The 22,363-nt window shown below is 37.0% G+C and carries 14 protein-coding genes and 2 pseudogenes; 7 read left to right on the forward strand and 9 right to left on the reverse strand.

Annotated elements, in window-relative coordinates; translation table 11 throughout:
- The first annotated feature begins 33 nt into the window (after positions 1-33).
- Complete coding sequence (locus tag EKM00_RS08900) at positions 34-531, forward strand: DUF4304 domain-containing protein (RefSeq protein WP_126515939.1); 498 nt, start codon at positions 34-36, stop codon at positions 529-531.
- Between the two features lie 282 nt (positions 532-813).
- Here EKM00_RS08900 and EKM00_RS08905 read toward each other — a convergent pair.
- Positions 814-1,317, reverse strand: a pseudogene (locus tag EKM00_RS08905) (IS91 family transposase); the annotation flags it as partial.
- A gap of 270 nt (positions 1,318-1,587) precedes the next feature.
- Here EKM00_RS08905 and EKM00_RS08910 point away from each other — a divergent pair.
- The 5 genes from EKM00_RS08910 (at position 1,588) to EKM00_RS08930 (ending at position 6,052) form a co-directional block, all read left to right on the forward strand.
- Positions 1,588-1,818, forward strand: coding sequence for a hypothetical protein (locus EKM00_RS08910; RefSeq protein ID WP_066082045.1), 231 nt, complete (start codon positions 1,588-1,590; stop codon positions 1,816-1,818).
- Entirely contained in the window at positions 1,808-2,155 is a 348-nt protein-coding gene (locus EKM00_RS08915) for a type II toxin-antitoxin system PemK/MazF family toxin (protein ID WP_126515940.1), read from the forward strand. Before EKM00_RS08910 ends, EKM00_RS08915 begins: the two co-directional genes overlap by 11 nt.
- Positions 2,156-2,359: 204 nt before the next feature.
- The gene (locus EKM00_RS08920; protein WP_126515941.1) at positions 2,360-3,298 is read left to right on the forward strand and encodes a hypothetical protein; all 939 of its coding nucleotides are present in this window, start codon (positions 2,360-2,362) and stop codon (positions 3,296-3,298) included.
- 68 nt (positions 3,299-3,366) lie between these two features.
- Complete coding sequence (locus tag EKM00_RS08925; protein WP_126458604.1) at positions 3,367-3,906, forward strand: GNAT family N-acetyltransferase; 540 nt, start codon at positions 3,367-3,369, stop codon at positions 3,904-3,906.
- 694 nt (positions 3,907-4,600) lie between these two features.
- Complete coding sequence (locus EKM00_RS08930; protein WP_126515942.1) at positions 4,601-6,052, forward strand: flavin-containing monooxygenase; 1,452 nt, start codon at positions 4,601-4,603, stop codon at positions 6,050-6,052.
- A gap of 479 nt (positions 6,053-6,531) precedes the next feature.
- Here EKM00_RS08930 and EKM00_RS08935 read toward each other — a convergent pair whose 3' ends face one another.
- The 4 genes from EKM00_RS08935 to EKM00_RS08950 all read right to left on the reverse strand — a co-directional run bounded on the left by EKM00_RS08935 (position 6,532) and on the right by EKM00_RS08950 (position 13,129).
- Positions 6,532-7,350, reverse strand: coding sequence for an MOSC domain-containing protein (locus EKM00_RS08935; protein WP_126515943.1), 819 nt, complete (start codon positions 7,348-7,350; stop codon positions 6,532-6,534).
- Between the two features lie 45 nt (positions 7,351-7,395).
- Entirely contained in the window at positions 7,396-9,753 is a 2,358-nt protein-coding gene (locus tag EKM00_RS08940; RefSeq protein WP_126515944.1) for a multicopper oxidase domain-containing protein, read from the reverse strand.
- Positions 9,754-9,755: 2 nt separating this feature from the next.
- Complete coding sequence (locus EKM00_RS08945) at positions 9,756-12,482, reverse strand: heavy metal translocating P-type ATPase (protein WP_126515945.1); 2,727 nt, start codon at positions 12,480-12,482, stop codon at positions 9,756-9,758.
- An 86-nt stretch (positions 12,483-12,568) separates the two neighbouring features.
- Positions 12,569-13,129, reverse strand: coding sequence for a helix-turn-helix domain-containing protein (locus EKM00_RS08950; protein ID WP_126455676.1), 561 nt, complete (start codon positions 13,127-13,129; stop codon positions 12,569-12,571).
- A 505-nt stretch (positions 13,130-13,634) separates the two neighbouring features.
- Between EKM00_RS08950 and EKM00_RS08955 the strand changes: the two genes are divergently transcribed.
- Entirely contained in the window at positions 13,635-15,275 is a 1,641-nt protein-coding gene (locus EKM00_RS08955; RefSeq protein WP_126455678.1) for an AMP-binding protein, read from the forward strand.
- A gap of 147 nt (positions 15,276-15,422) precedes the next feature.
- On the opposite strand, the gene EKM00_RS08960 is transcribed toward EKM00_RS08955, so the two are convergent.
- From EKM00_RS08960 to EKM00_RS14940, 4 genes and pseudogenes are all read right to left on the reverse strand, one after another.
- Entirely contained in the window at positions 15,423-16,637 is a 1,215-nt protein-coding gene (locus EKM00_RS08960; protein WP_126455680.1) for an efflux RND transporter periplasmic adaptor subunit, read from the reverse strand.
- 2 nt (positions 16,638-16,639) lie between these two features.
- Entirely contained in the window at positions 16,640-17,887 is a 1,248-nt protein-coding gene (locus EKM00_RS08965) for an efflux RND transporter periplasmic adaptor subunit (protein ID WP_233592267.1), read from the reverse strand.
- A 2-nt stretch (positions 17,888-17,889) separates the two neighbouring features.
- A complete protein-coding gene (locus EKM00_RS08970) occupies positions 17,890-19,086 on the reverse strand; it encodes a TolC family protein (RefSeq protein WP_233592268.1) in 1,197 nt (398 codons plus the stop codon).
- 43 nt (positions 19,087-19,129) lie between these two features.
- Positions 19,130-22,357: pseudogene (locus EKM00_RS14940) on the reverse strand (efflux RND transporter permease subunit).
- Positions 22,358-22,363 lie beyond the last annotated feature (6 nt).

The raw sequence follows: 22,363 nt of genomic DNA on the forward strand, positions 1-22,363 counted from the left end.
ACAGAAAACAGACAAAAAATATTCACGACAAAAATGACAGCTAAAGAAAAACAAACCGAGTTCATAAAGTCCTATTTGAAACCGACTCTTAAACAAAACGGTTATCAGACTTCTGGGCAAACTTGGTGGAAAGACAAAGGCGATTTTTTTAGTGTAATTAATCTTCAAAATTATTCTTGGAACTCAAAAGACAATGTTGACTTTCGATTTAATATTGGTATTGCATTAAAGGCAACCGTGAAAGACGAACAAAAGAAAAAAGCAACCTACTTCGACTTGACAACACATCTTGATGAAGGAACATTTTTACCTGACAGAATAAATAGAAAGTTCGGAAACAATCAAGGCTATTCTATAAAAGACAATACAAATTTTGAAGAGTTCCTAAAAGCAATGATGATGGATTTTGAAACATACATTTTGCCAGGACTTGAAGAACCGAAAACATTGGCAGATTGTATTAAATTTTACGAACGATTTCCATTTTGGGGCGAAAACTTGAAAAGAGTGATTGCTGAAAATAAACTTTAGCACAATAACGACAAGAATGCCTGCCTATAACAGCTAGGGTTTCGTTGCGTGCGCAGCACAAACAATGAATTATAATCACCGAATACCAACAAAAATAAATTCAATGAGGTAAACCCGGGTTGAACGGAACCGATTCCACGTCCGTCAACCTATGCACTTATCGTAAAAATTTTAGAGAGAATTACAAGAGGCAAGCGAGCCTCTTTTTTTTTGGAGTGTTTTCTACTTGGTTTTTTTCGTGTTTCCCATCACTTTGGGACGCAAATTCCCTTACCCATAAATTTAATTTTCATAGGAACTTGAACTTTGGCTACCGCCAAGAAACCAAGCTGATGGACCGCGCTGGTCGAAAACTGCTATTCGGTGTAAATTTCCTGTTTTACAACACGGACACTTGGGTAAAAAAGGCTTCTTTTCTACTTTTTTTAAAACTTTTACCCTAAGTTTTTCCTGTAAAAGTTTCAGCTTTTGTCGCTTCCAAGTGCTGCTCAAAAAACCATAATGTCTTATTTTTACAAAACGTTTGGACAAAATATGCAATGAAAATCGGCGAATAAACTCTTTGTGCGTGAGTGTCATTTGTTTTTTCACACCCGCTACTCGGTAATCCTTATAAGTAAAAGTCACGTTTTCATTGTCAATGTTCTTGATTCGATGGTTGCTAATGGCAATTTTATGGGTGTATCTGCCCAAATATTCCACCACAGACTTTGGACTTCCAAAAGGCTTCTTAGCAAATACAACCCAAGGCTTGCGCCACAATTCTTTCCGGATTTGTTCGTATTCTGTGCAAATGGATTTATATTTTGGGATACTAAGAGCAATATTTAACCCTTTTTACGGACTGTTTTATTTTAATAATCATAAAGCGAGTTTTGCCAGAACGAGTTTTAATTGTAGTTTAAATAACATATATTTACTCACTGTTTAACCAAATACAGCTCGTTTAGAGGGTTTTAGACGAACTGACGTTGTGCGACATGCGAAAAAAAAAAATCGTACTAAACAACTTCATGTCTAAAAAAGATATACCTTTGTGATATCAAATTAAAACATATGAAAACAGTATCACTTAAAATAGATGATTCAATTTTCGGAGAAACCGAAAAAATTCTTTCAAGAATCAGTATTCCTAGAAATAGATATATCAACGAAGCAATTGAATATTATAATAAAGTACAGAAAAGACAAATTTTAGAAAAAAGACTTAAAGCCGAATCCGAATTAGTCAAAAAAGATTCAATGAACATTTTAAAAGAATTTGAAAAAATTGACTATGCAGATTAATCAATACGAAATTTGGATTGCTGACTTGAATCCACAAATAGGAACTGAGGCAGGTAAATCTAGGCCTGTTCTAATTGTTCAAACAAATTTGCTGAATAAAGTATCGCATCCCTCAACAATCGTTTGTCCAATAACTACAAACGTTGAAGATGATTCTGATATTTTAAGAGTTCATATTAAAAAGGGAATGGCAAATTTACATGAAGATTGCGACATAATGATTGATCAAATTCGAGCAATCGACAACAAAAGATTATTTGAAAAAGTTGGAAAATTGCCAACCGATTTAATTGAAAAAATAAAAGAAAATATTGCGATTATCATGGACCTAGAATAAGCACGATCGCACAACAGCCATTTGGCAAGATTGCGAATTTTGTGGTAAATTCACTTATACGTTTCGCAAGAAATTTTATCTTTAATGGAAAATATAAAGTTCCGAACTTCGCAACTGACGAGAAGCGGCGGAACTTTATATGATAGCTTAATCTCCTAAAAGAGAAGCTATAGTAGAAGCGAGAAAAACTTTGAAAAATATTCTATGAATAAAACAACTAATACACTGTTACTACTATTTTTAGCAGTCTTTATTTTATCCTGCCAGAATAACAAAAAAGTTCATACAGAGGTAAAACAAGTAAATCAAGATAGTTTAAAACTTCGTGAAATCATTGCTCAGAAGAAAAAATTTTTCCTTCAATATTGGGGAGGAATGACTACTAGTGAATTTCGTGAAGTAAATAAATTTTTGGTGTCTGAAGGGAAGTTGTCACATATCAACGAACAAGACAAGTACTATTATCAGGTGGAAAATTGCGGAACAGAGTTCTATCCTTATTTTGCGGACGCGAGATTATACGAAATCACATTATCGGCATCAGAATGTAAATACAAATTATTCCAAGAAAAATACAAATTACCTGCTCTAAAGAAAATAACTTACCAAGAAAAATCTGTTTGGGAAAACAATCCTAAATATAGCCCCGCAATGTCATATCTTGATGAAAATAACAAGTTAATACGATTACCAAATGCTTTTATAGATAGTTCTAATCTAGCAGGTTTAAAGGACGAAGAAAATAAAGGTATTAGTAGTGAAATGTACGTTCTACAGCAGGATTCAATTTCAGTTAAAACCTCTACCGCCGACATAATAATTTCACAACATCTTGAACAAAGTCAAATACACAAACCAAGTATAGAGTATTCTTTAGATAAGAGTCCTGAAATGGCTAAATATAGAAAAAGTGATGAGGGTGATAAGATGCTAGGTGGTTTATTTGCTACAAAACAATCAAGTTTTATTAACACAAATTCTAGATTTAGGAAAGTAATAAGAAACACTGAGAACATTATCTACATAAGGTATATTTCAACGGAATACAAACATAAAAGAAAGTTGGATAATGACAAAAACGACGAACAACAAAAACTCTTAAAACAAAAAAAAGCTGAAAATGAAGCTATCAAGGAAATATAATATAACAGAGGAGTTAAGAAAAACTGAAGATTTCACCCAAAATTTTAAAATTAGAATAAAAACCTGAAATGAATAACTTAAATTTTAATACGGAAAGATTGAATTTGCGAACAATCGCGGAAAGTGACATTGATAACATTCACAAATTACATAGTTTGGCTGAAACTGATGAATTTAATACATTAGGAATTCCAAATAATATTAACGAAACCAAAATTATTGTCGAAAATTGGATTTTTAACAATAATTTGGAGAATAACAAGCATTTCTCTTTTGCGGTCGAATTAAATGGAGAAAAAGAATTTATCGGATTAATTGGAATAAATTTAGGAAAAGAAAAGTATAGAAATGCTGAAGTTTGGTTTAAATTTGATTCCAATTATTGGAATAAAGGTTATGCTACAGAAAGTTTAAAAAAAATAATAGCTTTTGGTTTTGAAACATTAAAACTTCACAGAATTGAGGCAGGTTGCGCGATCGGAAATATTGGCTCAATAAGTGTTTTAGAAAAAGTTGGAATGTCAAGGGAAGCGCATACAAGAAAATTGTTACCTCTAAAATCAGGTTGGTCTGATAATTATGGATATGCCATTTTATGTACTGATTAAAAATAAAAATCCCCGCTAGCGCAAGCGCAATGTCATTAAGTTAAGATTTTATACCAGTTCCGAAAAGTGTTCATTCAAAGCATAACTTTGTCGTAAAAGCTGCGTAAAAGTCTCTGACTTTTCGCCCATAATAATGAGCAAATAATAAATTGATGTAAAGAGTTACCGGCATATAATTTAAAATTAATTCAGAACTACCCGAACCAGATGGCTCGGAAATACACTAAATTTTCTCCTTAACAGATAGCGCGATTTTGCAAACCGTGCCCATTCCAATTGGTAATTATAACACTTAGTAGGTAGCCGAAGAAAGAAAGCTAACAAAACCATAAAAAAAACTGACATTAAAATGTAAAAGCTATGCCGCTTTAAGGATATAGCTTTTCTGACTTGTTTTATCTGCATGCGCCGGTGGGCACGGTTTACAAAACCGCGCTAACCTTAGTGACACTATATCTGATAGACCTGGAAATTTTAAAACCAAATTATTAGTTGGACAAAAGAATGACCTCAACGCTACATCCTGTTTATTGAAAAATAAATCTGTCGTTTAATCCTAATAAAAACCCCTTCTTTTTCACTTCAAAAGGTTTTCATAGCAATTACAAACACCGTTACTTATGAAAATGTAATGGTGTTTTTTTATTGCTACAATTTTGTATTTTGCAACAGCATTTAATTCTAAAATAAAAACATGAATACTAATCATATCGATATTATTATAATAGGAGCGGGTTTATCCGGTATAGGCGCTGCGTGTCATTTGTCACGTAAAAATCCAGACAAAAACTATGTTATTTTAGAGGCAAGAACGGAACTTGGAGGTACCTGGAGTTTGTTTCAATACCCTGGAATCCGTTCCGATTCGGATATGTATACTTTTGGGTATTCCTTCAAAACATGGGAGGATCAAAAGTCTTTCGCTGACGGGCCTTCTATATTAAAATACCTGAATGAAGCCGCAGACGAATATAAAGTACGCGATCATATCATCTACAATCAACGCGCTCTTTCTTATAACTTCGATACAGAAAAAAAATCATGGACGGTCACTACCGTAAATACTGTCACGGAAGAAGAAACAGTTTATAGGTGCCAGTTTATCTTTAGCTGTAGCGGCTATTATAACTATAACAAAGGGTACACTCCTGAATTTAAGGACCAATCCCGTTTTGAAGGTAAAATTGTCCATCCTCAAAAATGGCCTGAAAAATTAGATGTTGCCAATAAAAAAGTGGTTATAATTGGCAGCGGCGCCACTGCTGTGACCATCCTTCCGGAGCTTGCCGCCGAAGGGGCACAAGTTGTTATGCTGCAACGATCGCCAACCTATATTGCTGCTTTGCCCAATAAAGACAAAATTGCTGCTCGCCTCAAAAGGCTGTTTCCAAAAAAAGTAGCTTATAGACTGATTCGTTATAAAAATATTTTCTACGCTATTGTCTTTTTTAATCTGTGCAAGTTCTTTCCAGAGGCAATGAAAAAATTCATTATAAAAGGGGCTGAAAAGGCTTTGGGTAACTTTCCCGTGGACCCTCATTTTATACCCAATTACAATCCATGGGAACAACGTTTTTGCATTGCGCCAAACGGAGATTTTTTTAGAGCCATCAGAAAAGGGAACGCAGCGGTAGTTACGGATCATATCGATTGTTTTACAGCAAATGGGATTTTACTAAAATCGGGGAAGACACTGGCCGCCGACATAATAATCACCGCAACTGGACTTGATTTAGTGGCGTTTGGAGGCGTAAAAATTCAACTGGATTCGCAACCTTTTGATGTTTCTAAATCTTTTGTCTATAAAGGCCTCATGTTAAGCGAACTCCCCAATTTCTTTATTTTTGTTGGCTATACCAATGCTTCGTGGACGTTGAAAAGTGATCTTACCAGCGAATATATATCTCGGGTTTTAAATTATTTGGACAAACACCATTATAAAGCGGTGCAGGCAAAAGTAGTCGAGACAAATTTAAAACCGGTTCCACTACTCAACCTGAAGAGCGGCTACATTAACAGAGCAGCGAATACGCTTCCTAGTCAGGGAAACAAAGCACCTTGGCGTATTTACCAAAATTATGTGCTGGATTATAAAATGCTTCGCTTGGATGCCGTTAAAGACAAACGACTTACGTTTTTCAAATAAAGGAGGTTCAAGAGTACAGTAAAGAATTGGGTACTAATAATCCGGAAGTAAATGGTCTTCGAGCTCCAAAATCCTAATAAAACCTGAGAACGTTCAACAACATATCAATAATGCAAATTAAATAGATTGTCAAAGTATTTAAAACACGTTTGGAGCAATCTAAACGCCCAATTCTTTGGCTAAAAGAAAAATCATGCTATTATTACTGCATTGATGATCGAAAGGTCAAACGGAATGAACATGGAAGATCATATGATTAACGGAAACCAAAATCACACGGAACAACATAAAAAAGATTGATTTGATTGCTTGTACATACGTTGTAACACACAAGAGATGAACAAGAATAGCATTAAAAGTCGGGTTGCTCTGCAGCGTCTCCCGACTATTAATACTATTTCAGTAAGCAATAAATTTGAGTAAGAAATCTGGAAACTTAGTCAACGGATTACCTCATATTCACGAAAAGAAAAGGCCATTTAAATAGAAATCAAAATGGTAATAGCATCACCAACAGCAACAAGACCAGTTCCAGAACCTATCAAGTTTTGTCCAAACAACACATTATTTCCCGATGTCCTGTATTTTGCCAAAGTCCGCAAAGGATCTTTTCCTGATGTCACTCCTTTTTCTTGGTCTACAGTTGTCATTACGCATCTCCCGCAAGGTTTCACTCCAAAAAAAGTCAGCTCACCTATTGTGAATTCTTTCCAAGAATCCTCTTCATAAGCGTCAACTCCTGTAACAACAAAATTAGGTCGAAACCGATTCATCGGCAGTGCTTTTTTTAAACGGGAATTCAAATCATCCAATGACGATTGACCAATCAACAAAAAAGGATAGCCATCCGAAAAAGAATTAATATCAGCTTGCGTAACGGCATATTTAGCCTCTACTTTTCGGTGACTTTCCTCAGGCATGTATACCAAACGAGCCGAAAATCCCAATATTCGAGAAAACCAATCTGAAACAACTGAATCTACTTCATACGCCTGAATGGAGTCCTCCCAGACCATCACATCAATTTTAGTTTCGGCTTCCGAAAAAGATTGCTGCAGCGGAAATTGTATTGTTTCTAACTGCATGCGATGTGTAATCTTCAGGAAATTCCCTATAATTTCAGGTAGAAAAAGAGCTAATTCCGGATGTTCCCTTTGCGACAGAAACATTCCGTTTTCATCAATCAACAACCAACGGCGGTCGTGTTCCAAACCACGATCGGTCACTTGAGCTTTTTGCAATTTAATTCCACCTAATGATTTTACAGGATAAATCCAGATTTCTGAAAGTTGTACCATAGCACTCTATTTTTTCCAAAATTATAAAAACAAAGTATTCCGTTTTTAATAATTCAAACTCAATCCAAAACCCATTCCCATATCGCTGTCATAATGCGTGGTAATTCCAAAATTTCTCTTGACTATATACCGCAATCCCGCCATGTATTCTTTGTCCGTATTCCACATTAAATTCATGCGCAATCTTTTAGAAACCGGAATATCCATGCGTTCAAATTGCAACCTGAAATTCCCGTCGGTATACACTTCGGCTTGTGCTTTAATCAGCATTGGCATGGTATATTCGACTCCGGCACTAAAAACGGCGCGATTGTCTTTGGTATTGGTTTGCCCAAAAAGATTCTCTTCCATTGCTCCTATTTCCATTTTTCGATACCGCCAGTCAAAACCAATAAATGGCATTAACCACTGCATTTTCCCTAAATATCGTCCAATATGCGTTTCCGTTTCATACCCGTGATGATCGGTATAACCCAAACGCCATTCGGTACCAATACTCCAACGCGTGTTTTGAATCATCAGCATTCCATCGTTCCCATTGGTGGCAAAATCATTTTCAGCCATCACATGGAAGGCTCTGTCATCGGCAAATAATTTGCGTTGCGCTAATTTTGGATTTGGAATCAAAGGATTTGGCTCTTGATTTTCATAACTAAAAACGCGACCCATTCCCGCCATCATGTGATAGAGAATGTGACAATGAAAAAACCAATCGCCTTTAACATTCGCATTAAACTCAATCGTATCGGTTTCCATCGGCATAATATCGATGATGTTTTTCATGGGAGCGAACTCTTTCTGACCATTCAGGACTCTAAAATCATGCCCGTGTAAATGCATCGGGTGGCGCATCATGGAACCATTGAAGAGTACAATTCGAACATTCTCTCCTTTTTTAATTAAAATTTTATCGGCTTCAGAAACCACTTTATTGTCCAGACTCCACACGTAGCGATTCATATTTCCTGATAATTCAAACCGTAGTTCTTTTGTCTCCCCAGCCTCCGAAGGGGGAGTTGGAAGCGTTGTTATAGTGGGTGATTTCAGCATGGCATAATTTAAGGTAGTAATATCAGATAATGCATTACTATTATAATCTTCCTCCGTCATTTTCATACCATCCATCTTCGGAGCGGTTGCCTCCATTTTCATTTTTCCCATATCATGAGACGAATGATCCATCTCCACTTCTTGTTGTGTTCCTTCTTTAGAATCTATAGGCCCCGTAATTTCAGGATACATTACTACATTCATATCCATTTGGTTCAGCGACATTTTCATTCCCATATCATCTAAATCGCCATTCATTTTCATCATGCCGTTCATCATTTTCATTCCTTCAAAATATTTTAATTTTGGCAAAGGCGACATCAATTGCTTGATTCCATCTCCTAAATACAACGAAGCTGATTTAGTTCTATCCTCCGAAGTAACTAAAAATTCATACGCCGTTTTATCTGCTGGAATCGTTACAACAACATCATACGTTTCAGAAACAGCTACAATTAATCGGTCGACTTCAACTGGTTCCACATCGTTTCCATCACTGGCCACCACGGTAATTTTTCCACCGGCATACGTCAGCCAAAAATAAGTAGAAGCGCCACCATTGGCAATCCGCAACCTCACTTTATCTCCCGCTTTGAACTTCCTCAACCCAGACCCCTCTCCAAAGGAAAGGGGAGAAGAAACGCCATCTATTTTACTTTCATTTTTGCCGTTGATCAAAAACTTATTGTAATACACATCGCTTACATCCATCGCATTCATTCGTTTCCATTCGTTGGTAATTTTTGTCTTAAAATGTCCTGCTTTTATGGCTTCGGCATAGCTCTGGGTAGTTCCTTTTTGAATTGCAAACCAATCGGTTGCATTGTGCAGCATCCGATGGACATTTTTTGGATTTAAATCCGTCCATTCACTCAAAATGATTGGAACGGTTGGTAAATCATCAATTCCTGCTCTAAAAGTTGGATCCTCATTTCGTTTGTTCATAACAAAGGAACCGTACATCCCAATTTGTTCCTGCAACCCCGTATGACTGTGGTACCAATGTGTTCCGTGTTGAATAATTGGAAACGTATATTTATGGGTGGTATGCGGTTTTATTGGCATTTGAGTCAAATAAGGCACGCCGTCTTCTTTATTGGGTAAAAACAATCCGTGCCAATGCAGTGAAGTATCTTCATTTAATTCATTGTGTACATAAATTTCGGCAATATCGCCTTCGGTAAACGTGAGTGTCGGCATCGGAATCTGTCCGTTTACGGCAATCGCTCTTTTGGGTGTATCGCCAAAAGTGACAATCGTATCCCGAACATATAAATCATACCGAACTACTTTTTGCGCTTCAGCATTCCAAGCAAAAAGCAAGAGTATAATTATTATGGAGTATTTTTTCATAATTAAAATTTTAAATTACGCAATCGCAACGCATTTGCAATTACTGAAACAGAGCTGAAACTCATGGCCAAAGCCGCAATCATTGGCGAAAGCAACACGCCAAAAAACGGATACAAAACACCCGCTGCAATTGGAATTCCAAGCGCATTGTAGAAAAAGGCAAAGAATAAATTTTGCTTAATATTTCGCATCACCGCATGACTTAAGTTTTTGGCTTTCACTATTCCTTGCAAATCGCCTTTCACTAACGTTATTTTGGCACTTTCGATAGCCACATCTGTTCCTGTTCCCATGGCAATTCCTATGTCGGCTTGTGCCAAAGCCGGCGCATCGTTGATTCCATCACCTGCCATGGCTACAATTTTTCCTTCGGCTTGCAATCGTTTAATTTCTTTGAGCTTGTCTTCAGGCAAACAACCCGCTTTATACGAACTCAAATGCAACTCCTGAGCCACTGCTTTTGCAGTATTTTCATTATCACCGGTAAGCATGATTACCTCAACTCCCTGACGCATCAGTTCTTTTATAGCTGTGACGCTTGTGGCTTTGATGGCATCTGTAATCGAGACAAATCCCACCGCAATTCCGTCAATTGAAATATAAGAAACCGTTTTTCCGAGTTTCTGTTCGGCGATAATTTTATTTTCTAATTCTTCGGAAATCGTGGCATTTACCTGCTCCATCAATTTTTTATTTCCGAGCGCCACTTTTTTATCGACTACGGTTCCAATAACTCCTTTGCCGGAAATCGCTTCAAAATCCTTGACTTCGATTAATGAAACTACTTTCGCTTTCGCAAAATTGACTACGGCTTGCGCCAAAGGATGTTCGCTATACTGATTTAAAGAAGCAATACTTTGCAACAAAGAATCTTCTTCATTATTTAAAGAGAATACTTTTTCAACAGAAGGCTTTCCTTCCGTAATGGTTCCTGTTTTATCGGTAATCAGCACATTTACTTTATTCATATTCTCTAACGCTTCGGCATTTTTTATCAAAACTCCAGATTGCGCTCCTTTACCAACACCAACCATCACGGACATGGGCGTGGCCAATCCCAAGGCACACGGACAAGCAATAATTAATACTGCAATCGCATTGATAAATCCATACACCAGTGCGGGTTCAGGACCAAATTGTGCCCAAACAAAAAAAGTGATTATGGAAACCCCAACTACAATTGGTACAAAATATTTAGCGATTCTGTCCGCTAGTTTCTGGATTGGTGCTTTAGACCTACTGGCAGTGTTGACCATTTGTATAATTTGCGAAAGCACCGTTTCCGAACCTACCTTTTCAGCAATCATCACAAAGGATTTATTGCCGTTAATGGTTCCGGAGCTAATACTATCGCCTGTTTTTTTATCTACAGGAATGGGTTCACCTGTTATCATCGATTCATCAACAGTACTTTCTCCATCGGTAATTTTGCCATCCACCGGAATTTTATCTCCCGGTTTTACCCGCAATAAATCTCCTTTTTTGATATCATGAATCGAAATCACTTTATCCCCTTCATTGCTAACCAAAACAGCTTCGGTTGGCGCTAACTTCAATAATTCTTTTATCGCTCCACTAGTTTGACTGTGCGCTCTGGCTTCGAGTAATTGCCCCAATAAAACCAACGTTAATATCACCGTTGTAGCCTCAAAATAAAGATGAACCGCTCCGTTATCCGTTTTAAATTCATCCGGGAAAATAGCGGGAAAAAACAATCCAACCAAACTAAACAGAAAAGCGACTCCAGAACCAATTCCAATCAACGTAAACATATTGAGATTCCAAGTAACTATAGATTTCCATGCACGCTCAAAAAACATCCAACACGCATAAAAAACGACAGGAAGTGAAAATAATAATTGTACCCAATTCCACTTTTCTAAATCCATAATTTTCATTATTGGATTATTCGGAATCATATCTGACATGGCAATAATAAAAATGGGAACTGTAAAAACTACCGCTATTTTCATTTTGCGGACTAAGTTATTGTACACTTTATTTTCTTCAGAAGCGGTGGGTTCCATTGGTACTAAATCCATTCCGCAAATGGGACAGGAACCGGGACCGTTTTTGATTACTTCGGGATGCATCGGACACGTGTACCTTGTTTTTGCAACACTCAATTCGGGAACTTTTTCCAGATTCATTCCGCACACAGGGCAACTTCCCGGTTTATCATAGACTTTTTCCCCCTCACAATGCATCGGACAATAGTATTTGCCTTGCGCAGTAGCGGGTAAAATTACGGTTGATTTCTCTTGTGGTTTATTCGAACTGCAACACGATTTCTCGATTGTCTTTTCCTTTGCTTCAGATTCTTTTTCTAAATACATATTACACACCGAACATCTTCTTGGTTTGTCATACACTTTGTCCCCTTCGCAATGCATGGGGCAATAATATTTCCCGGGAGTGCTAGGATTTTCCTCCATTTTACTCTCAGCATGCTGATGCTTATCATTACCGCAACAGGATTTCACCTCCGCTTCTTTTTTTATATTGTCAGATTGCTCTTTAGGATGGCTCATCTCTATGGTATACTTTCCAGCAGCTGTAAGTGCTTCTTGTAATTTCTCAGTTGGAATGTGTTTTTCCATTGTTATGGTCGCGGTTGCAGCGTCTAAAGAAACGACCGCATCAGCTCCATCGATGGCGTTCAATGTTTTCTCCACCTTGCTACGACATCCGTCGCAAGACATTCCAGTGATTGAATAGGTATGTTTCATTTTGAAGCTGTATTAAGTTAGCTATACAAATATCCGAATGAAATGACTATCTGTTGTTACACAATTATGGTAGTGATTTGTAAGATTTATAAACTGTCAATTTGCTTTCTGGTATTCTCTTTCAGTTTTTTAAAGTATGTTGGTGTAAAACCGGTCACTTTTTTAAACTGATTACTTAAGTGGGCTACATTGCTATAGTTGAGTTTAATCGCTATTTCGCTTAAAGTAAATTCATTATAAACAAGTAACTCTTTTGCTTTTTCAATTTTTTGGGCAATAAAATAATGTTCAATTGTAATTCCTTCGATTTCTGAAAACAGCTTACTCAGAGTGCTATAATCTTGACTCAAATGTTCCGATAAATAAGTCGATAAATTAATTTTTATTTTTTCATTTCGATAATGAACTAAATCAATAATACCGTTTTTAATCTGCTCAATCGTCTTGCTTATTTCATCTTCTAGCATTTCAAAACCAAGGTTCTTAAGATTATTTGCAAGACTTTCTATTTCAGATTCCTTTAATTCTCGGGATAGTTCTACCTCGCCTAATTTTATAGAAATAACGGAGAGCTCCATTTTTTCCAACTCTGCTTTCACGGCCACTTCACAACGACCACAAACCATGTTTTTTATGTATAACTTCATTTATAAAGTTTTTTTTACAACGTTTTATCAAAGTTCGTCCTTTTAAGGATAAAAAAGTAACTTTTTATCGAATATCAATTATTTAAAGCGCTACCAAGCACGTATTTGAAACTTACATTTACAAAAATGATCTGACTTTCCCCAAACCTACTCCTCTGATTTGCATACGGATGAAGAGAACTTACGAAGTAAACCGCATCCTTAGAGACAAGCAAGCAGCAGCAGTTTAGCGTTGTTTCATTTTTTCCTAAGAATTACAAATTTACTTAATTATGTTAAGGGGGAAGCTTGTGGAACTTTAAGAACTTTTAACGAATAAAGACAGCAAAAGCAGCTCATCCCATACCAAAATAAATGATACGGTTTATCGGGAATACATTTGTTAAATGCTTTCTAATAAAAAGATTATATTTGCGCGAATATCTCCCCAATAGTGAATTGTGTAAGAAATTAACAACAGCATAAAAATCTATTCTTCTCCAAAAAAACAATTAAACACAATTCTATGCAAAACTTTAATTCACCTTTAGAAGCCTTTCAATATTGGGAAAATAAAATGCCAAACTCAGTTTTTTTAAAACAACCTCTTAACGGCAAGATTATTAACTATACTTTTGCCCAGGTAGGAGAAGAGTCCCGTAAGATTGCCAATGCTATAAAAAACTTTAATCTACCGGAAAGGAGTCATATTGCCTTAATCTCTAAAAACTGTGCGCATTGGCATATGGCAGATATAGCCATCATGATGTCAGGGCATGTTTCCATACCTATTTATCCGTCACTTAATGCCTCTTCTATTAATCAAATTTTAGTCCATAGTGAAAGTAAGGCTATTATTATAGGTAAGTTGGACGATTTGGAATCTCAACAATCGGGATTTCCAGACATACACAAAATTTGCGTAGGTGTTTATGGTGCTAATAATGGCACTCTTTGGGAAGACATAATTTCAAATGGGCAAGAAATAACCAACGTTTATATCCAAAAACCAGACGATTTGTATACCATCATTTATACGTCAGGCACAACAGGAGATCCAAAAGGAGTAATGCATACGGTTAATAATTTTATGGAAAGTGTTAAAGCTATTCACGCGCGGTTTCCTTTAGAGGATAATTCCAAACTATTTTCTTTCTTACCAATTGCTCATATAGCAGAACGTGTATTGGAAAATATAAGTATTGCGATTGGGGCAACAGTAGCTTTTCCAGAATCCTTGCAAAGTATCGCGTCAGATTTAGAAAAAGTACAACCTAATTTTTTTTTTGCGGTACCCAGAATATGGACCAAGTTTCAAGAAAAAATATTAGAGAAGATTCCACAAAAAAAATTAAGTACGCTGTTGAAAATTCCTGTTGTAAAGGGATTTATCAAGAAAAAACTACAACAGAAATTAGGCTTGCGCGACGCGAAATATATTATATCAGGAGCGGCACCAATAGCTCCAAGTTTAGTAAATTGGTTTGAAACTATTGGAATTACAATTTTAGAGGGATACGGCATGTCTGAAGACACTATTATTTCACATTTTAATATAGCAACAGACAATAGAGTTGGCACTGTAGGAAAAGCTGTTGCCGGCGTAAGCGTTAAAATATCTTCAGAAGGTGAAATTTGTATCAAAAACAAGTGCTTAATGAAAGGCTATTACAAATCCCCTGAAATCACAGCTTCCGTTTTTGATGAGGATGGTTTTTTCAAAACGGGAGATATCGGACAGTATGACCACGATGGTTTTTTGACCATTACAGGCCGGGTGAAAGACCAGTTTAAAACAGACAAAGGCAAATATATTTCTCCTGCACCATTGGAACTAAAACTATCCATAAATAAGGATATTGACCAAATCTGTCTTGTGGGAACTGGAATTCCCCAACCGATAGCGCTGATTACCTTGTCAGAATTAGGAAAAACCAAATCCAGAACATCATTATGTGTTGGATTAGTTGCAACGATGAATCAAATAAACCCGCATATTGAAAAGCATGAAAAGATCGAGAAAGTAATCATTATGAAAGAGGATTGGAGTATAGATAACGGATTAACGACGCCAACTATGAAGGTAAAACGTAACGAAATCGAGAAAATCCATCAGGAATTTTACAAATCATGGTTTGAAAACGAGGACAAAGTAATTTTTGAGTAAATGAAGTCAAAATAAAATATCATCACACGAGATAAGCCCAAATTTCTAATTCGGCCCCTTAAACAATTAACACTAGCATTACAATAGACATAGATTACTTTTTCAGCTCGCTTCAAAAGCGTAAAAATCCGTGAGGTCCTTACTTCATCACATGTTCATTCCTGCCATGGGGTCACTGCCTTTGCGGAATTTATATTCGCTATTAATAGCGTAAGCTCCGCTAATGACCACTTTTTTATTTGGATCTAACGCTGATTTGATTTCAATCATTCCATTCGATTCCGCTCCGGTTTCAACCATTACATTTTCAAAAATTCCATGGCTTTTTTCGACCCAAATATAGGTGGCGTTTTGTTCCCTGATAACTGAATCTGTAGGAATAAAGATACCTTTTAGATTGGACTGCGTTAATCTGGCTACTGCCTGCATTCCTGGTTTTAAACGCAAATTCGGATTAGGCACTTCCATTCTGACTAAAAGTAATCTGGAGTCTGGATTTATCTCCGGATTAATAAACGAAATCTTAGCGTTTATGTCATTTTTAGGATAATCCGCAAAAGACAGTATGGCAGACTGTCCTATTTTTAAACTTTTAGCATAGTTTACATTTACTTGTGTTTCAAGCCAGAGAGTACTTAAATTAGCCACTTTAATTATGGCAGCGCCCTCCATAACATAACTTCCCTCAGTTGCCGTAATTTCCGAAACATAACCACTATAGGTACTGTAAAAAATAGTGTAAGGCGAAATTTGGGAACTGATTTTAATACTTTCAATTTGGCCGTTGGACAAGCCAAAGAACAATAGCTTTTGCTTGGCCGCATTCAACATACTTTTTGCGTTTTTACCAAAATCGCCGGGCATGGACAGTTGTTTGTATGCCGCAAAATAATCTTGTTTGGCTATGGCTATATCTTCACTGTAGAGTTGGTAAACGGCCTGGTTTTTTTGAATATAATCTCCCCCCGTTTTAAAGTATAATTTCTCGATTCGTCCCATAGCCCTTGCAGAAATAGTATTCATTGCCTGCTGGTCCATCACCAAAACTCCTGTATAGTTTTCAATCAGACTCGTTTGCGTTTCAGAAATCATCTGTACACTGATATTTCCCAATTTCATCTGTTGGTCACTGAGCATAATCTCATTAGAAGCAGAATTGTCTTTTTTCATTGGCGTTAAGTCCATCTGACAAATAGGGCACTTCCCTGGCTTGTCCTCCTTAACCTGAGGATCCATTGAACAGGTATAGTAAATATTTTCTTCTGCCTGATGCTCACTATGCTCTTCCTCATTTTTGCCGTTGCAGGCGAAGACCAAAACGAAGACCATAAATAGAAACGCTATTATTTTTATCTTTTTCATAATTATTCCGTTTTTATAAAACTTCCGCTATCAATTAGATACTGCGCGTTCCTGGCGAGGGTATCGCGGCTAGAGACTCCTTCGATAACCTGAACAAAATCATTGATTTCGATACCTGTTTTTATTATTGCAGTTTTAAACCCATTCTCTTTTTTGACAAAAACTATCTTTTTAGTCCCAATGCTAACCAAAGCCTGTTTTCTGAGCCAAATTCCTTTTATTGGATTTGTTTCTATAATTCCCTGCAGTCGCAAACCAACAGGGAATTTCAGATTTTTATTATTTAAATAAACTCTGATTCGGTTGGTTTTTTCGCTTTGATTGAGTTGCGTCTCAATAAAGTTCACTTTTGCGTTGAAATAATCCTTTTCATCTAACTCCGACGAAATTCTAATCGGCTGATTGACTTTTACCAGACTATTGTAACCCTGCATTACATTAAAAACACCCCAAACTTTATCCGTATTCATTAACTTAAAAACCACCTCGTTTTTCTTAATATAATCTCCTTCCTTAAAAGCCAAAGAAGTTGTTGTTGTCCACGCACTTTGCATATTCCCTGTTGTGCTTTTGCCCATGCTTTCCGTTCCCTCTACAATTCCAGTACTTGGACTATAAATAGAAATTACCGGATTTACCCTTTTGGCTGCAGCCAATGAATTAATATGATGTCCGCTCATTCCGTAAAGCAACAATTTTTGCTTTGACGCTTTTATGATTGAAGCGTTCTCTGGATCATTGGTTATCAAATAAATATAATTTTGCTGTTCAGTAAGTAATTCTGGGCTGTACAAATCAAACAATTTTTGACCTTTATTCACTTTTTGAAACTTGTAATTCACATACATTTTTTCTATCCTGCCACTGATTCTTGCAGCTATGTTTACCGACGAATTAGGGTCGTAAGCAACAAGTCCCGGCACATGCAGCTCACTGCTTATTGTCGTATCTATAGGCGTGGTGGTTTGAAAATTCCCCACGACAAATTGATCCGTAGGTCGCAATAAGTGTTCTATCGAATGGTTTTCCTCGGGCTGCTTTTCGCTCACTTTTTTCACCAAAGTCATTCCGCAAATAGGGCAATTCCCAGGTTCGTTTCTTATGATTTGAGGATGCATAGAGCAAGTATAAACCTCCTCTTTATGAAAATGGGTAGTTTGATTATTCGATTTTTCTACAAAATAATAAATTGTGAATCCAACAGTCAGAACCGCGATAGCCAACAAACTATATTTTAAATATTTGTTCATAATCATTTCGTTTCAAGTTGTTTTTCGATTTCCACCTGAGTATTCAAAATCGCCTGAAGTTTATCTAATTTGTCGATCTGCGCCATATTTAACGCTTCCCATGAATCCAGCACGACAAACAAATCGCCCGTATTATTTTGCCAGGCCAAAATTGCCGTGTCATAATTTCTTCGCAAGGCAGGAATGATGCTTTTTTCGGCAATATCATATTGCTTTTTTAGATTTTTTAATTCCGTTTGCATCCCTGAAATCATGCCCGTTGCCTCATTCAGGATCATTTGTTTTTGCCATTCTAGACTTTCGTTTTTTATCTTGATGCTATTAATCGTCGCTTTATTCATTTTTGTAGACCAAGGCATCGGAATGCTGACCATAGCCATTAATGTAAATTGCTGCGGACGGTCGCCAAAGGCAAACATATGATCGTATTTCACGCCAAACTCAGGTAATAATTTCGATTTTTCTGTTTCAATTTTCAACTGATTCAATTCCTTTGTTCTTTCGATCGCCTGTACATCGCTTCGATTTTCAGAAAGAGAGGTGCTGTCTGATTCGATGAGATCAAATTCATTTAATGTATAGGTAGCATCGATTTCAAAGTCCGTATTTTTATCCCTTGCCATTAAGGTGTTCAGTACGATTCTTTTTTGGGCAATGTTATTTTCCAACATGACCAACATGCTTTGCAATCCACTGTATTGCGATTTAGCCTTGTAGTACGTTGGTAGTTTGTCCATGTTGTATTGATAGCGTATTTCCATACTCTTTATCATGTATTCCAAAAGCAATAAATTATCATTGGCGATTTTTATTTTTTTATCCAAGACCAACCATTGGTAATAATTGGCTTTGGCCAAAGCATTCAACTGATTGACGGTGAAATTTTTATTTTCAGCTTCTACCGAAGACATCGCGTTCATGTAATCAGAATCGGCCCTGAGTTGGGAAGCATTGGGAATCATTTGTGTAAAGCCAAGCATATAAGCACCCATTCCCGGATTCATTTCGTCCCCTTTCCACATTTTTACATTGTAAGGCGTCATAAACAAACCAGTGTTAATTTGAGGTGCCATCCAACTTTTTGCTCCCTTTGCCGCAGCATCCATACTTTGAATGTCCGTATCATACATTTTTAACTGTGGATTATTGGTTTTTATTTTACCCAAAACGGCATCCAACGAAAGTGTTTGTGCTACCATTCCGACAGCATTTATAAGCAAACAACTTATAATGATATACTTTTTAATGTTTTGCATCGATGATCTCTATTTTACCTTTTGTTCTTAATTCACGTAGTTTTGTCATTTCAAAAACAACTGGCGTCACTAATAATACATATATGGTTGAGGTAATTGTGCCTCCAATTAGTGGAGCCGTAATCGGGATCATTACATCAGCCCCCGTACCAGTTGACCATAAAATGGGGATTAATCCAAACAAAGCGACTGATACCGTCATTAACTTGGGACGCAATCTTTTTGCAGATCCGAAAATAATATACTCTCGTAAAATATCTTCTGTTAGTGTCTCTCTACTGTTTCCATGTTTCTCTACCATTTTGACCATGGCTTCATTTAAATAAATGGTAATCAACATTGCAGTTTCAATGGCTAAGCCAAACAAAGCAATGAAACCAACTGCGACAGCCACTGATAAATTGATGTCATAAAAGTAAACCATAAAAATTCCTCCAATCAAGGCAAAAGGTACCGTAATCATGGTGATGAATGCTTCCTTCATGGAGCGATAGGTAAAGTACAAAATCAGGAAAATGATGATAATGACTAGGGGCAAAATCAGGCTTAATGTTTTGTTAGCCCGAATTTGATTTTCCCATTGTCCGCTCCATTCCATATAATACCCTTTTGGCATTTTAAGGATCATAGCATTCAGCTTGTCTTGGGCTTCCTTTACGGTACTCCCTAAGTCGCGACCCCGAACATTAAACAAAACACTCCCACGCAACATGGCATTTTCACTATTAATCATTGGAGGCCCATCGCTTATTTTTATTTCCGCAACAGTCTCGAGAGGAATCGGTCCGTATTCCATTGTCTGAACCTGAAGTTTTTTTAGTGACTCCAGACTATTTCTATATTCTTGTGCATATCTGGCATTGACAGAAAACCGCTCTCTGCCTTCGATAGTTGTTGTTAATGTCATCCCGCCAATAGCTGCTTCAACGACACTATTGATATCATCCACGCTAAGACCATACCTGCCTATCACTTCTCGCTTGGCGACTATGTCAATATACTTCCCCCCGGTAATAGGTTCTGCAAATAAATCTTTCACTCCCTCGGTTCCCTCCAATGCTTTTTTAATTTTTTGGGATAAAACATCAATAGTGTCTAAACTGGCACCATATATTTTTATTCCCACATCCGTTCTGATACCGGTAGAAAGCATATTAATTCTATTAATGATGGGCTGTGTGAAACCATTTGTAACTCCAGGAATTTGTAACTTATTGTTTATTTCCGTTACAATATCACTTTTCGTTTTTCCGTCTCTCCATTCATTATGAGGTTTCAACAAAACAATGGTCTCAATCATGCTTATTGGGCTGTTGTCCGTTGCCGAATTGGCCCTACCCGCTTTTCCCAAAACATGGGTAACTTCCGGAATCGATTTTATCAATTTGTCCTGAACCTGCAATATTCGTTTTACCTCAGAATTAGAAACATCAGGTAAGGTTACCGGCATAAATAAAATACTACCTTCATCTAAAGGTGGCATAAATTCGGATCCAAGCCTGGTAAACATCAATCCACCAATTAACAAAGCAACGATATTTACTACCAGCACCGATTTTCTCCATTTCAGACAAAAAGTCAAAATGGGTGTATAAATACTTTCAAGTTTTCTGTTGATTGGGTTCTTATTTTCAGGACGAAGTTTTCCTTTTAGCAAAAAGCTAATCAGAACTGGAGTCAATGTAATCGCTAAAAAGGCATCGACAATTAATATAAACGACTTTGTCCAGGCCAGCGGACTGAATAATTTCCCTTCCATCCCCGTCAATAGAAAAACGGGTAAAAAAGAAGCAATCACAATTAATGTGGAATAAAACACGCCTGGTCCAACTAATTTTGAGGAATCCTCGATCAGCTTCATTCTTTCTTCAGGAGGCAGCGGATCGTGCTGTTTTTTGAATATTTTTTTAAATAATTTTTTCATCGCTGTTGATTAATGATTGTTGTCTAATTCTTCCTGTCTCTCAGAGATGCTCCGATAGGCATTTTCTACCATTACGATTCCATCATCGACAACAACACCTATTGCCAGCGCAATACCGGTTAAGGACATAATATTGGATGAAATTCCAAAAGCCTCTAGTAAAATAAACCCTATTGCAACGGATATGGGTAACTGGATTAGAATTATTAGTGCGCTTCGCCAATGAAAAAGGAACAGCAAAACAATAACGGACACTACAATCATCTCCTCTATCAAAGTTCCCTTAACAGATTCGATTGCTTTTTCTATCAATTCACTTCTATCATAGGAAGTCTTGAACGAAACGCCTTCTGGCAATCCTTTTTCAACTTCTTTCATTTTAACCTTAACGGCGTTTATAACCTTATCGGCGTTTTCTCCATAGCGCATCACCACGATTCCTCCCACAACTTCCCCTTCGCCATTGGCATCAAAAATCCCAACACGTGAATCTCCACCCATTTGAACAGAACCAATATCACTCACCTTCACAGGAACCGAATTGTAATTTTTGATGGCAATGTCTTCAACATCTTTTATGTTTTTAATATAGCCCAATCCCCTAACGATATAGGACATATTGCTCATTTCAAATTTTCTTCCGCCCACATCATTATTACTAGTTTTGACCGCTTTCATCACCTCCATCATGCTGACATTATAGTACTGCATTTTTAAAGGGTCCAAAACTAGTTGATATTGTTTTTCGAAGCCTCCAAAGGATGCCACTTCGGCTACACCGGGAACAGTCTGCAGAGCAAACTTCACATACCAATCTTGCAACGCACGTTGCTCTCCCAAATCCATTCCATCGACTTCCAAATGGTACCAAAAAACATGACCTACCCCAGTGCCATCAGGACCCAGCGTGGGAACAACAGTAGCAGGCAATAAGCGTTGTGCATAATTCAGTCGTTCCAACACACGGGTTCTTGCCCAATATGGATCTACATTATCTTCAAAAATGATATAGACAAAGCTCATCCCAAACATGGACGAGGCCCGAATATTCTTGATTTTGGGTATTCCCTGTAAATTGGAAACCAATGGATATGTAACCTGGTCTTCGATCACCTGAGGACTTCTTCCCATCCATTCCGTAAAAACAATGACTTGATTTTCGGACAAGTCAGGAATAGCATCAATAGGGTTTTGTTGCACGCTGTAAATTCCCCAGCCGAATAAACAGGCTGAAACAATCAACACGACCATTCGGTTTCTTAGTGAAAATGATATTAATTTTTCTACCATAATAGC

Origin of the sequence: Flavobacterium sp. RSP15 (genome assembly GCF_003968755.1) — a bacterium.
In the GTDB taxonomy this organism is placed as follows: domain Bacteria; phylum Bacteroidota; class Bacteroidia; order Flavobacteriales; family Flavobacteriaceae; genus Flavobacterium.

Bases quoted from the DNA above. Each gene is read 5' to 3' on its own strand.
- EKM00_RS08970 (WP_233592268.1), bottom strand. From the start codon at position 19,086: ATGGTAGCACAAACACTTTCGTTGGATGCCGTTTTGGGTAAAATAAAA.
- EKM00_RS08910 (WP_066082045.1), top strand. From the start codon at position 1,588: ATGAAAACAGTATCACTTAAAATAGATGATTCAATTTTCGGAGAAACC.
- EKM00_RS08945 (WP_126515945.1), bottom strand. From the start codon at position 12,482: ATGAAACATACCTATTCAATCACTGGAATGTCTTGCGACGGATGTCGT.
- EKM00_RS08915 (WP_126515940.1), top strand. From the start codon at position 1,808: ATGCAGATTAATCAATACGAAATTTGGATTGCTGACTTGAATCCACAA.
- EKM00_RS08940 (WP_126515944.1), bottom strand. From the start codon at position 9,753: ATGAAAAAATACTCCATAATAATTATACTCTTGCTTTTTGCTTGGAAT.
- EKM00_RS08955 (WP_126455678.1), top strand. From the start codon at position 13,635: ATGCAAAACTTTAATTCACCTTTAGAAGCCTTTCAATATTGGGAAAAT.
- EKM00_RS08965 (WP_233592267.1), bottom strand. From the start codon at position 17,887: ATGAACAAATATTTAAAATATAGTTTGTTGGCTATCGCGGTTCTGACT.
- EKM00_RS08920 (WP_126515941.1), top strand. From the start codon at position 2,360: ATGAATAAAACAACTAATACACTGTTACTACTATTTTTAGCAGTCTTT.
- EKM00_RS08930 (WP_126515942.1), top strand. From the start codon at position 4,601: ATGAATACTAATCATATCGATATTATTATAATAGGAGCGGGTTTATCC.
- EKM00_RS08925 (WP_126458604.1), top strand. From the start codon at position 3,367: ATGAATAACTTAAATTTTAATACGGAAAGATTGAATTTGCGAACAATC.
- EKM00_RS08950 (WP_126455676.1), bottom strand. From the start codon at position 13,129: ATGAAGTTATACATAAAAAACATGGTTTGTGGTCGTTGTGAAGTGGCC.
- EKM00_RS08935 (WP_126515943.1), bottom strand. From the start codon at position 7,350: ATGGTACAACTTTCAGAAATCTGGATTTATCCTGTAAAATCATTAGGT.
- EKM00_RS08900 (WP_126515939.1), top strand. From the start codon at position 34: ATGACAGCTAAAGAAAAACAAACCGAGTTCATAAAGTCCTATTTGAAA.
- EKM00_RS08960 (WP_126455680.1), bottom strand. From the start codon at position 16,637: ATGAAAAAGATAAAAATAATAGCGTTTCTATTTATGGTCTTCGTTTTG.